The sequence below is a fragment of the Chitinophaga sp. genome (genome assembly GCF_039596135.1).
Classification (GTDB): Bacteria; Bacteroidota; Bacteroidia; order Chitinophagales; family Chitinophagaceae; genus Chitinophaga.
Window position 1 is genome coordinate 1 of the sequence record NZ_JBCNKH010000121.1, and the last position, 13,250, is coordinate 13,250.

The following is a 13,250-nucleotide window of genomic DNA, read 5'->3' on the forward strand; positions in this document are numbered from 1 at the left end:
CCTCTCCGCATTCATCCATCCCCCCTCACCAAAAAAGATAAAAACATCTTTTGCCTCTCCGCATTCATCCATCCCCCCTCACCAAAAAAGATAAAAACATCTTTTGCCGTAGGCAAATGCAACTACACCTGTTCCTCCCCCTGTTACGGTAACAATTTGTTAATGTACAACATAACACTTGATTCCCAACAACTTAAATCACCTTGTTGCCCTCTTGTATACGCTCCTGTTCACGCTGTTACATTTTGTTCACGCCTGTTTTTCGGTTTCAAACTCACCTTTCTTCAACTTGCAGCAGCTTTTAAAACTGCTACAATGAAGCGACAATTCTTTCTTTTCATCATGCTGATTGTTGGGACACTTTCAGCCTTTTCTCAAAAGATCAACCTGACCGGTCAGGTCATTGATCAACTTTCCGGCGACCCTCTATCAGGTGCCACCGTCACCATCGAAGCCGGCGGCAAACAACAATCTGTAATTTCCGGCCTCAATGGCTCCTTCATTTTTAAAAACCTTCCTGAAGGTACTTACCCTGTACACGTAAAATATGTAGGATATAAACATTTTTCCGGTACCATTTCAGCCGGCGCACCACTGAAAGTATCCCTGGAAAAAGAAGAACGCGCACTCCATGCCGTAGACATCGCCGGCAAACACGATAAAACGACTGCTGCCTCCGCTATTCAGGCTGACAGGAGAGCGAATGTAGTGATGAATTCCGTAGCTGCCAGAACCATCGAAATCTCTCCAGACCTCTCCGTTGCAAACGTTTCTCAGCGTATCTCCGGCGTTTCCCTGGAAAGAAGCACCAATGGCGAAGGCCAGTATCCAATCATCAGAGGTATGGACAAACGTTACATTTACACCCTCGTAAATGGTATCAAAATCCCAAGCCCTGACAATAAAAACCGTTACGTACCACTGGATATCTTCCCTGCTGACCTCCTGGACAGACTGGAAGTAATCAAATCCCTCACTCCTGACAGGGAAGGCGATGCGATTGGTGGAGCTATCAACATGGTGATGAAAGATGCCCCCGATCAACTCACAATCCGTGCAAATGCCGCTGTTGGATATGCAGACAAATTCGCACACCAGGACTTTACTACCTTCGACCACAGCGCAAGCCTGGATCGCTCTCCAAGAGCTACCAATGCTGCCGGTTATCAGGCCACTATGAACGATTTCCCTAACAGCGCCTTCACTTACAACACCAAACATAACCCCATCAATACCCTTTTCAACCTGTCTGCAGGTGGCCGGGTATGGAAAGATAAACTGGGTATTATCGTAGCAGGTAGCTATCAGAATAACTACCGTAATGTAAATTCTGTCTTCTTCGATACTGAAACAGATATGAACAACGGCGATGCAAAAGTGACCAGCATCGAATCAAGAAATTACTCTATCCAGCAGCAACGTAGTGGTCTGCATACCAAATTTGATCTGAGACTGAATGATAAGAACCAGGTCAAATTGTATGTAGCCTACATGAACCTGGCTAAGAATGAATTCAGAAGCAAATCTGACACCAACCTGATCCTGGGCCGTACCGGCGAGGGAACAGGTCGTATCGGCAACAGTTACAGAACTTATCACGATGTGCAGCAGATTTTCAACACTACCCTGAGTGGTAACCACGAGATCGCACCACGCCTGCACATGGATTGGTCTGCTGTATTCAGCAAGGCTTCTGACAACAGACCTGACGAAGCTACCCTGAACCTCACCACCGGTGTAAGCAAGGATGCGACTACCGGTGCACTGGTACAAGCTCCGCTTTACCTGGATGGTACTTCTACCCGTGAGTTCACCCGCAACTCGGATCAGGACAAAGCCGGTTACCTGAACTTTACATACAAAACTAATATCGCAGCTGCAAAGGTTGACTGGTCTGTAGGTGGCATGTATCGCAACAAAACCCGGACCAGCACCTACGATGAATACACCCTGCGTCCTACCGATCCAAGTACCCAGACTTACGACGGCAATATCAATAATAACAACTTCACCGTATTCAATGGCGAAGGTACTTCTACCAATGCACTCAACTACGACGCTACTGAAAACGTAGGTGCCGGTTATGCAATGGCAAAGATTACCTGGCGCAAAATAGAACTGACTGGTGGTGCACGTTACGAGCATACTGACCTGACCTGGAACAGTGCCATACCTAAAACTGTATCTGGCAAAACCGGGTCTATCAACTACTACGACGTATTGCCAAGCGGCTTGCTGAAATACACCATCGACCAGCACCAGGCAGTTCGCTTATCTTATTACTCTGCCATCAGCCGTCCTAACTTCTACGAAGTAATTCCCCACACAGGTGGCGACCCGGATGCTGACTACCAGGAAAAAGGTAACTCAAACCTGAAAAGAACCACTGCTGACAACTTTGACCTTCGCTATGAATACTATCCAAAAGGACTGGATCAGTTACTGGCAGGTATATTCTATAAGAGACTGAACAATCCAATTGAATATGCACTGGAAAACGTTGGTACTAATGTCTACTACATGCCAGACAACTTCGGTAAAGCCAGCAACTACGGTTTTGAACTGGATATTACCAAATACCTGCGTAAGTTTGGCGTAAGAGCAAACTATACTTACACGCACTCTGCTATCACTACTGCCAAAACATTATATTATAGCACTTCCACCGGTACTTCCCAGAAACAAGTGGATCAGACCAGGCCACTGCAAGGGCAGTCTGCACATGTGGCAAACGTTTCCCTGTTGTTCAAAGACGACAACAAACTGGGTCTGAACGCACAGCTGGCACTCGGTTATACCAGCAGAAGAATCAACACCGTATCTCAGTTCCTGGACAACGATATCTGGCAGAAAGGTTTTACACAGATGGACTTTTCTATCGAAAAGAGATTCTGCAAGCGTTTCGCTGTGTATGCTAAGGTGAACAACATCCTGAATACACCTTATGAACTGGAGATCAGGCAGCCGTATACTGCAAGTGGAATTACAGGCAGCGTGCCGTACCAGACACTGGGCAAGAATACATTCGTTCGTAAAGATACTTATGGTGCAAACTACCTGCTGGGCGTAAAATTCAAATTATAAGACCAACAAAATAAGACGACAATGCAAACAAAAAATATATTGCTGTTTGGCTTGCTGGGAGTTGCTTTCAGTGCCTGTCATAAAGAAGAATCTGTAAAGGTGTCTACAGCGGCAATCTCTGTAGGTCAAACCATTACTTCCGATACATTGACTGGTTCCGTAAAAGGAACCCTGCAGTCAGGTCGTACCTATTATTTCAGTGCCGATATCACCATCAATGCCGGCGATACGCTGCTGATGCAGGAAGGGACTAAACTGATTGCACTGGGCGATGGTAAAACCACCGCTACCAGTCCGCAAATCACTTGTAATGGTACATTCATCAGCCTGGGCACAGAAGACAACAATAACTTCATCACCGTATCGGATAGCCTGCGTACTACATCTAATATCGGTGCTGGTTTCTGGGGTGGTATTCAGTGTGGTGAGAGTAGCGGTGATGTAATTATTAAGTGGACACACATGGAATTTGCAGGAGGGCCTGCGGGTGATGCAGCCGATCCGGCAGTGTTTGCCTCCGGCGATCCCCGTAACTTCCTTAGCTATACGAATATCGATGGTCAGGTGATTGTAGAAGATTCCTGGTTCTATGGCAGTAAGGATGATGGTATCCGTATCCTGCATGGTAATATCAGCTTTATGCGTAATACATTTGAAGCCTGTGGTAAAGCTGGTGGTGAATCTCTGAACCTGAAAGCCGGTACAGTAGGCGATGTGGCATACAATGTTTCTATCGGTGCTGCTACCAATGGCTTCAAGGTTTCTAACAGCGGTGGTGCGACTGTACAAACGAATGTGTATCTTTATAACAATACCATTCTGAATGGAGGTATGCGCCAGGTGAAGTCAGGCCGTGGTGGTTCTATCAACTTTGAAAAAGGTGCGCAGGGTAAGATCTATAATAACATTATAGTAAACTGCCGCTTTGGTCTGAGAATTACGTCAGATGCGGACACTACACACATTGCGTATAACAACCAGTATTATTATGCCAATGCACAGTATATGATCAACCAGTTCCATGCAACGGATGGTGTGGCCAGAGCTGCTACTGCAGATGTGGCAAGTGCATCAGTAAAAGATAAAAACCCACTTTTTGGTTCATACGATGTAGACCAGTTTGATTTTTCCACAGTGACACCGCCATTGGATATCTCAGTGATGCCGTTGACTATCATTACAGCCCAGTCTTACAACTGGTCATTGCTCCCGGGTTCTCCTGGTCTGAGAAAGGGGGATGCGGATAGCTTCCAGGCACAGGCAAAAGTAACGACAGGCGGTACGTATGGTGCTACCATTCTTCAACCGGGTGTGGATATGGGTGCTTATCAGTCTGATGGAACCGGCAACCAGCACTATACTACTAGTTTAGCTTCTAAATAATGAGCATGTACAAGATCGTATTCTTTTTATTATTGAGTGTGACTGCTGTAGGGCAGAGTTATACAGGAACAAAAACACCATATCCGTTTAAGCAGGCAGATTATACGCCGGTACCCAAAGGATATACTGCTGCGTATGTAAATTATACAGGCAGACATGGTGCCAGGTTTATGACAAAAGCAGGAAGTGATGTAAAGTTGCTGGCATTATTGAACAGGTCGCAGCTAACGTCGCTGGGCGATAGTATCAGGGCGATGGCTGCACAGTTCCTGGAGATAGAAAAGGATAACTACGAGAATATCAGTTTGCTGGGCGATGTGGAGCAACATGCAATTGGAGAGCGGTTACTAAAAAGAGAGGCAACAGCTTTTAAAGGTCGCGGTATAACTATAGAAGTCACGCATAAGAAAAGAACAAGACAGAGTGCGGATGGTTTTCTGAAAGCATTTGCAGCTTACAAAGGGAAGAAGGAATTTAAAATGGTGCAGGACACAAATGAGAATGTACTGCGTTTTTATGATCTTTCCCCTGCGTATGATGCATTTAAAAATGGAAAGGTAATTGCTGAAAGAATAGATTCATTGCAGCATGATCCGCGTACGAAAGCAATTGTTGCACAAATCAGCCAACGGTTATTTACAACAGCCCCGTCTGAAAAAGAGCAAACCGCATTGGCTGAATGGTTGTATGATCTCTACAGTATCCAGTTTTCCTTAGTAATGGAAATGCAGCAGGCAAATGTGCATTTTGATTTCGGAAAAGCTTTTACAAATGAAGATCTGCAATGGTTAGATAAAGTAAACAGCGCAGCCGATTTTCTTGAAAAGGGTGCAGGATTAGATACATTGGGAATACAATCAAGAATCGCAGCGCCTTTGTTACTGGATCTGGTGACATCTACTGATGCGCTCATCAAAGGAAAACTACGTAAAGATGCGGTATTAAGGTTCTCTCATGCAGAAGCGATTTCTCCATTAGCTACCTTAATGGGTATTCCTGAAGCAAGTGTACCATCAAACAGTATTTATAACTTTGATAAAAACTGGAAAGCAGAGAATATCATTCCTTTGAGCGCGAACATTCAGTGGATCATTTACAGTAATGGTAAACAGTTCCTCATTAAAGTGCTGCTGAATGAAAGGGAAGTTGCCCTGCCTGTAAAAACCGCTAATTACCCTTACTACAAATGGGAAGATGTAAAAGCCTATTATCTGAATAAATTAAAGAAAATAGGAGTGAAGCCGGGTGATGATATGCACAAATACTTATTAAATGTAAGATAAGCGTTAGCGTGTGGCCCCGTTCAAAAAAAATGCTTCTGCCGTAGGCAGAAGCATTTTTTTTTGTTTTTAAATTCCAATTCCTATATTTGTGTAATAATTACATTAATATATCCCTGTGACCTAGTCATGTGATAACCCAATAATAACAATTTAGAGGACAATATAATATATGAAACGACATCTATCTGCCACTGTATCAGTATTGTTATGGACTTCGTTTGCCAACGCCCAGGATAAGGATACAATTACGACCCAAAAGAAATTAAGTGAGGTAGTCATCTACAAGGCCAACACCGTTACGCCTGTTACCTACCAAAACCTGGATATGAAAGTCATTGACCAGAAAAACACCGGTCAGGAACCTTCATTCTTACTCTCCGAAACGCCCTCCATCACCGTGTATTCAGATGCCGGCTCTTACCAGGGCTACTCTTATTACAGAATGCGCGGTATGGACCAAACCCGTATCAATACCACCCTCGATGGCATGCCACTGAACGAGCCGGAAGACCAGGGCGCTTATTTCTCCAATTATCCTGACATCCTCAATTCTATCAGCAATATTCAGATCCAGCGGGGTGTAGGCACCTCCAAAAATGGTGCCGCCAGCTATGCCGGTAGTGTACAGCTCTTCTCACCTGACCTGCGCGACACTGCAAGAGTAACCATCGGTGGCGGCTACGGTTCTTACAACAGCTACCGTCTCTTTGGCGAATACCAGACGGGTGTAAAGAATCACCAGGCACTCTATGTACGCGCTTCGCAAGTATACACCGATGGTTATAAATATCATTCTGCCAATAACTCACAATCCATCTTTGTAAGCGGTGGATTATTCTATGATAAGAGTACCTGGAAACTCAATGTCATGGCCGGTCATCAAAAGAATGATATGGCCTGGCTGGGAGTTGCCGATACTCTCATCGCAAAAGACAGAAGAACGAATGGTAACCTCCCCGATGAAAAAGATCACTTCTTCCAGGGCTTAGTGCAGTTACAAAACATCTGGCAGCCTACTGCCCATTCAACCATCAGCTCCAGCGTGTACTACACTTACCTGAAAGGAGGCTATGGCTTTGATGTGAATAACTATATGGGGCTTCCATCAGAAGGATATTTATTTGATTACAACTTCCAATCGCACTTCGTAGGCTTATTCGGTAACTATACTTTATCGCACGATCATTATAAATGGACCACCGGTATCCACGGTAATCTCTACAATCGCCGTCACTTAGGTACTGACAATGTAGATGGGGAACTGTATCGAAACAAAGGATACAAGAATGAATTAAGTGCCTTCAGCAAAATAGAATACTACCTGGATCGCTTCACGCTCTATGCTGATTTGCAATACAGGGTAACCACCTTCGATTACAAAGGCAGTGTGCCATTTAGCGAAATGCACTGGCAGTTCCTCAATCCCAAAGCAGGTGTGAACTTTGCTGTGAATAACCACACCAGCCTGTATTACAGCATTGGGCGCACGGGCCGTGAACCAACAAGAAATGATTTATTTGCCGGTAATGATGACCTGCCTGCTAACAGTACTTTCAATCAACAGGCCGAGTCTGTCGTTGACCAGGAGTTGGGTATCAGAATCAATCAACAACATTTCAACTTCCAGTTGAATGGTTACTACATGAACTTCAGCAATGAAATTGTATTGAATGGAAAGATTGGTCCGAATGGTTTATTATTGACGGACAATGTAAAGAGCAGCTACAGAACCGGTATAGAACTGAATGCTGCTTATCAGTGTCATGCTGTCAGGTTTAGCAACAACAGCTCCTTCAATCATAGCCGTATCAAGGAAAAAACCACTACATTCAGCCCTATTTTGACTCCCCGGTTTATCATCAACCAGGAAGTAGCCTGGCAACATAAAAAATTAGGACTGGCAGTATCCGGCCGCTACCAGGACCGTTCTTATCTGGACTTTGCAAATACCAATACCATCAAGGGGTACGTTTTAGTAAATGCAAGGGCGGAATATACAATTGGTGGCTGTACACTCAGCTTCTTTGTCAACAACATTACCGGTGCTAAGTACTACAACAATGGTTATGTAGAAGCAGACGGTACCCGGAAATTATTTGTACAGGCACCTACCAATGTGTATGCTGCTTTTAAATATAGCTTTTGATGAATTACCTGGATATAAACCATATTGCATTTACCATAATGGGTTATCCACTCAGTTATATAGAACTGTTGGGTACCCTGTTTGGTCTGATCTCTGTATACTATGCATCCCGGGGCAATGTGCTCACATGGCCTACAGGCATTGTTAACGAGGTGGCATTGGCTATTTTATTTTACCAGGTACAATTGTATGCCGATATGTTCCTGCAGGTATTCTTCTTTGTGGTTACTATTTTCGGATGGTATCACTGGAAAAGCAATAAAGCAGATGTACCTATCACAAAGCTCACCGCTAATGGAATAAAATGGTACATCATCATCCAGGTCATTGGCACGATTATTTTAGGTACGGTCATCAGGCAACTACATGTATGGCTCCCTTTATATTTCGCCATACCTGCCGCCTATCCATATGTAGATTCCTTTGTGACAGTAGCCAGTATCTTAGCGACCGTATTACTTGCAAAAAAACAACTGGAAAACTGGATCTTCTGGATAGTTGTAGATGTAATCAGTGTAGGACTCTACCTGATTAAAGGGATTAATTTTTTATCAATAGAGTACGTGATATTTTTAGGACTCGCTTCCTGGGGATTGTGGCAATGGCAAAAAAAAATGAGGTATGCGTAAAGCGTTTGTATTTGGAAAGTTTATGCCTTTTCACAAAGGTCATGAGGCAATGATCCGCTTTGCCCTCACAAAGTGTGATTTTCTCACTGTATTGATTTGTGTAAGTGATCAGGAGACCATGCCTGGCGTATTGAGAAAGTCATGGTTGGATGAAACATTTCGTGATGAGCAACGCGTAGAGATCCTGACTTATCATTATGATGAAAACATACTGCCCAGTACATCTGTCACTTCTGCAAGTGTATCCGAAGTATGGGCTGTAGCATTCAAAGAATTACTCCCTGATTACAGCATCTTAGTTACCTCAGAACCTTATGGTGAACTGGTAGCAGGCTTCATGGGTATTACGCATATTCCTTTTGATCCGGAACGAAAGCAATTCCCCGTATCTGCTACTATGGTGAGGAATAATCTATGGCAGGCATGGTCCTACCTGCCTGACAGTGTAAAGGCAACAATGGTGAAAAAAGTCGTGATCCTGGGCACGGAATCCACTGGCAAAACAACCCTCACCGGCAGGCTCGCTGCCCATTTCAATGCTGCGGCAGTGATGGAAGCAGGAAGGGATATTGTGGCAGACTCCAACGATTTCAGCATAGATGATCTGTACGCTATTGCGACTGCACATGCTAACAACATACTGGCCGCCAATGCGCCCTTACTGATTATAGATACAGATATTCACATCACGATTTCATATGGAGAATACGTTTTCGGGCAAACAATACAAATAGACGATAATATATTCGCTATAAACAAAGCAGATCTCTACCTCTATTTAAACAACGATGTCCCCTTCGTTCAGGATGGTACACGGTTAGATGAAGCAGCACGAAATGAACTGGATGTATCACACAGGCAGGTACTTGAAAAACATAATATTCAATGCGAGGTGATCAGTGGCGACTGGGAAGAACGATTTGAGCAGGCTGTAGGGTTAATAAATCGCCTTGTAAACTTTCGTTCACAAGGCGCAAACTTTTCAAGCGTCACACACAGTTAATAGAACATACTGTGGGACAGATGTGACCGCAACTGGAATTGCTGGCAGCGTCTTTTACGTTGTTGTTTCCTTTAGCTTGATTGTCAGTGGCTAAGCTGGAGATTTTGAGCTTGCCCAATTGGAGTTTTTTTGAATGGTTCTTTTTCATAAAATAATGGATATTTTGATAGACATAATTTAAAGAAAAAATCCCCAATCGGGGATTTTTTCTTTCGTTAATAAGTTATATCCACTTTCACACCATCCGGACTATTCGGAAACTTCAGCAATAAAGTTTTCGAGCCCTTATCCCAGAGCCATTCAATCCCCCCTGTCACTTTCACGGGTTGCGCAGGTAGTGATACCCGCATTACATTATTCGTCAATAACGGTCCTGTAGCAGTAAAAGAAAACGACCTCCCCTGACTCTTAACCCCAGTCACTCTTGCCGCTGCACACAACACCGCAGGCTTTCCCGGAAAAGGCCTTCTTTTCAAAGCATACAAATAAGCCTGTTCCCCGGGCTTTATCACTTTGGATGTTAGCACCGGCAATGACGGATCAAACAGGTCAATCACCGGCCCCTTAATAGTTAAAGCTGTTGTATCAGCATTCTCATCCATCACTGCCGCAATCGTAAATGGCCCTCTCTCTAAATAGAAACTATTCTTCATTTTCCAATACTTTCCACCACCACGCACATAAGCTGCCTGAATTAAATCCACAAAAGCCTTATCCTGACCCGCCTCCATCACCTGTTCCTTAGGGTCTTTTCTTACTACATATACGGTACCGCGGCCTACTGTATAAGTTTTACCATCAACCACGTCAACTATCCCCAACTGCTTAAACAAATCTTCCGAAGCCGCCTTGTAATGATTCCCCTTCGTATTCCACCATTCCTGTACCTCCTGGAACGGATCATCATCCCTGCCCTCATACACCAACACTCCTCCCCGGCGAACCCACGCAGCCAGCTGCTCATGCACACTCGCTGCAAAAGGCTTCATGTCCGCATAGCTCATTATCAGCACCCTGATATCTTTCAATGCATCCGCAAAACCTAAATTCTCCATATGTATCGTCTGCACAGGAATACCGCGTTTCAACAATGGTAACACCATTCCATACCAGTTAGATAACTGTGGATCCTCATATCCCTTATGCGTAGGAAAACGCTGGAACATAATACTATTCCCCAACAAAACTCCAATCCCCTGTGTTCCTGAAACCTCATTGTCTGACAGTGGCATGTCATTCAGTGAATTCACCATCACCTGCATTTGCGTAGCATACGCCGGCGAAATAGGTTGCGCTTCATCAGATCCTTCCATCTTGAATTTTCCCAGATATATCCTGTTCGGCCACGGCATCACTTCATATTGATCCACTCTCGGATACAACAATTTCGCCGTAAATGTCGCCTGGTAATTCACCTTATAATCATCCCACGAACGCACCCCATCCTCAATGGGATCAGTCAGAAAATATACCTGCTTCTTCGTAGGTGCGATCATGCTATACAAGGTATTATATTCCAGGTACGCATTCTCAAATACCCGCTCTTTTCGCACACCATTGAAATAATTAGGTACTCTCGAAGTCCCCGTCCACACCTGTGCAATATATCCATCCATCCCTGGCAGTTGTGCCAGACTGGCCTCCGGACTCACTATATGCCATGACGCATAATTCAACAAAGAGTGTGTGGGCACAAAGCAACGGACCTTCCCCTTACTATAATCTTTCACATAGAGAAACACCTCTTTCAGCGCATTAAAAAATAACTGATACTTCAACTTGGAAGACAAATAAGTCGCCTCCGCTGTAGAATCCTGTGGCATCCATGCAAACCCATAGTAATCCTGCCATGCTTTTTTAAACGGCTCCTCATACCCTCCAAACGCCCAGAACTCTGGCTCTTCAAGATAGATAGCCGTCACTCCCTCATCAATGGCTTTCTTTACATGCGATTGTATGTATTTGATGTAACTCTCTGTCGGCACGATGTAAGGCACTTCCGGACCATGCCAGATAATATTGCCACTCACATCTTTCTGTCCTTCCTCAAAATGTGTGCTGCCGTCAAAGTTCCCTTTAAAATAATCCTGGTATTCCCCCCATGCAATACCCGTCATAAACTGGATGGTATACCCCTTCTCTTTCCACGACTGTGCCCGTTCATGAAAGGTGCTATCCATTCCATACATAATAGCAACATCCGCCCGCACATCATATTCCGGGCGCCATTTCTCTGCAATCTGGAAAGAGGTTTTTTCTTTTTGCCCCAAAGCCGGCATTGCCAATAATAGCAAAGCAGCCAGGACGCTGTTCTTTGTATTCATTGTTCCTGATAATGAAAGTTGAGACCCCTAATAAAATTATACCCGGACAAAATAATAAGAAATAATAACAACAACGCCTTTCTTTTACCAACGGTAAAAGAAAGGCGTTGTTAAAAATAAAAGCAACTATTATGTATTAGGACACTTTTGCGATACAGAGAATCCCACAGCCTTCACTCCATACCATGGGAACTGTGTATTACTATTCAATATCACCCTTGTCTGCGCTGCTATGCTCAATGCATAACCACAGGTATCCATCAGCTTCACATCCAGTGACCATGGCAGATTAGCATCCCCGGTATCACCTACACTATGGTAATAGTGACTCAGTGGCACAGGCGCTGCGCCATTCGTATGCGAAGACGGCTGCAGGTTGAAATTCCAGTTTGCAAAGTAAGGATGCGTAGCACGCAGCGAACCATTGATGATGTGGTTTGCATCAGTCTTGTCATAGCAATGGCAATCGCCACCAGTGATGACCAGGTCAATAGATTTGCTGAAATCCAACGTGGTATTCGCCGTAGGACTGATGGTCATTGGCTGATTACAGATCACCACCGAGAAGAGGTCCGCAACCACAATGTTATTCAATGCATCCGTATGCAGGAACCGGATGGTATAGTTACCGTCTGCCAGTCCGCCGGTGCTCCAGCCTGCGAGGTAATTATATTCATTGTAGATACCATTTTCCGGATTCGCGCTGTAAGTAAACCAGCCGTCAGCAGGGTTTTGCGTTTCGGGGTATTCAAGGTTCGGATCAGGATTGAAATTGATCATTGCAAAGGTCTCTGAGGTAGATACAGATGCATAAGTAGCATCAGGTGCACCATATTTCTTGTACTCGATCCTGTATTTAATCACACCATTGAAACCATTGCGGTTGATGATGCCATTGAAGCCTACCCAGCCGCCATAAGGACGGTTATTGTTTCTGTTTGGTGAAACGGTTGCTGCATTTACCAGGAAGCTAACCGGATCGATCGCATCGCGGTCTACACTACCCACCAGTGTCAGTTCAGCTTCTACATGTGCTGCCTGGCTTGGACGTATTTGTACCACTGCATCCAATCTGTTACCCCAGGTGTTCAGTGCATCCGGATTGGTAGTAGAAGGGAGGGAAGACCATGACAATACCGCGCGTACCCGGATGATATTGGGGGTTACGCAGCTTTTAATATGTCCTTTCAGGTTAATTGGGAGGTCTACATTGTAATAAAGACCATCATCAGAAATATTGCTGATATCATGTACCCGTACGCTGGCAGTACCCAGGTATTTTGTAAAGGTGCCCTGGTTCAATTTCAGGTATTATGTGCAGGAGACAGCGGGGGATTTGGATTTGAAGACAAAATAGAAAAATAACATACAGGAAACGGCCGGTGACCGGGAATAACC

Annotated in this window: 8 protein-coding genes; 6 read left to right on the plus strand and 2 right to left on the minus strand. The window is 44.4% G+C overall.

The window, feature by feature from the left end; translation table 11 throughout:
- Positions 1-315: 315 nt before the first annotated feature.
- The 6 genes from ABDW16_RS30730 (at position 316) to ABDW16_RS30755 (ending at position 9,528) form a co-directional block, all read left to right on the plus strand.
- Positions 316-3,084 (plus strand): TonB-dependent receptor, encoded by a 2,769-nt coding sequence (locus ABDW16_RS30730; protein WP_343675251.1) that lies wholly within the window; start codon positions 316-318, stop codon positions 3,082-3,084.
- 21 nt (positions 3,085-3,105) lie between these two features.
- Complete coding sequence (locus ABDW16_RS30735; protein ID WP_343675252.1) at positions 3,106-4,467, plus strand: hypothetical protein; 1,362 nt, start codon at positions 3,106-3,108, stop codon at positions 4,465-4,467.
- Between the two features lie 5 nt (positions 4,468-4,472).
- Positions 4,473-5,750: a histidine-type phosphatase gene (locus tag ABDW16_RS30740; protein ID WP_343675253.1), complete on the plus strand. Its 1,278-nt coding sequence runs from the start codon at positions 4,473-4,475 to the stop codon at positions 5,748-5,750.
- A 169-nt stretch (positions 5,751-5,919) separates the two neighbouring features.
- A complete protein-coding gene (locus ABDW16_RS30745; RefSeq protein ID WP_343675254.1) occupies positions 5,920-7,896 on the plus strand; it encodes a TonB-dependent receptor in 1,977 nt (658 codons plus the stop codon).
- Positions 7,896-8,525, plus strand: a complete 630-nt coding sequence (pnuC, locus tag ABDW16_RS30750; protein WP_343675256.1) for a nicotinamide riboside transporter PnuC — start codon at positions 7,896-7,898, stop codon at positions 8,523-8,525. Before ABDW16_RS30745 ends, pnuC begins: the two co-directional genes overlap by 1 nt.
- Positions 8,518-9,528: an AAA family ATPase gene (locus ABDW16_RS30755; protein WP_343675258.1), complete on the plus strand. Its 1,011-nt coding sequence runs from the start codon at positions 8,518-8,520 to the stop codon at positions 9,526-9,528. Before pnuC ends, ABDW16_RS30755 begins: the two co-directional genes overlap by 8 nt.
- Before the next feature lie 215 nt (positions 9,529-9,743).
- On the opposite strand, the gene ABDW16_RS30760 is transcribed toward ABDW16_RS30755, so the two are convergent.
- Together ABDW16_RS30760 and ABDW16_RS30765 are read right to left on the minus strand one after the other, a co-directional pair.
- Positions 9,744-11,852 carry a hypothetical protein gene (locus tag ABDW16_RS30760; protein ID WP_343675260.1) on the minus strand — a complete coding sequence of 703 codons (2,109 nt, stop codon included), beginning with the start codon at positions 11,850-11,852 and terminating at the stop codon, positions 9,744-9,746.
- A 129-nt stretch (positions 11,853-11,981) separates the two neighbouring features.
- Positions 11,982-13,154 (minus strand): hypothetical protein, encoded by a 1,173-nt coding sequence (locus tag ABDW16_RS30765; RefSeq protein ID WP_343675262.1) that lies wholly within the window; start codon positions 13,152-13,154, stop codon positions 11,982-11,984.
- Between the last annotated feature and the right edge of the window lie 96 nt (positions 13,155-13,250).

Bases quoted from the DNA above. Each gene is read 5' to 3' on its own strand.
- pnuC (WP_343675256.1), top strand. From the start codon at position 7,896: ATGAATTACCTGGATATAAACCATATTGCATTTACCATAATGGGTTAT.
- ABDW16_RS30760 (WP_343675260.1), bottom strand. From the start codon at position 11,852: ATGAATACAAAGAACAGCGTCCTGGCTGCTTTGCTATTATTGGCAATG.
- ABDW16_RS30740 (WP_343675253.1), top strand. From the start codon at position 4,473: ATGTACAAGATCGTATTCTTTTTATTATTGAGTGTGACTGCTGTAGGG.
- ABDW16_RS30745 (WP_343675254.1), top strand. From the start codon at position 5,920: ATGAAACGACATCTATCTGCCACTGTATCAGTATTGTTATGGACTTCG.
- ABDW16_RS30755 (WP_343675258.1), top strand. From the start codon at position 8,518: ATGCGTAAAGCGTTTGTATTTGGAAAGTTTATGCCTTTTCACAAAGGT.
- ABDW16_RS30730 (WP_343675251.1), top strand. From the start codon at position 316: ATGAAGCGACAATTCTTTCTTTTCATCATGCTGATTGTTGGGACACTT.
- ABDW16_RS30735 (WP_343675252.1), top strand. From the start codon at position 3,106: ATGCAAACAAAAAATATATTGCTGTTTGGCTTGCTGGGAGTTGCTTTC.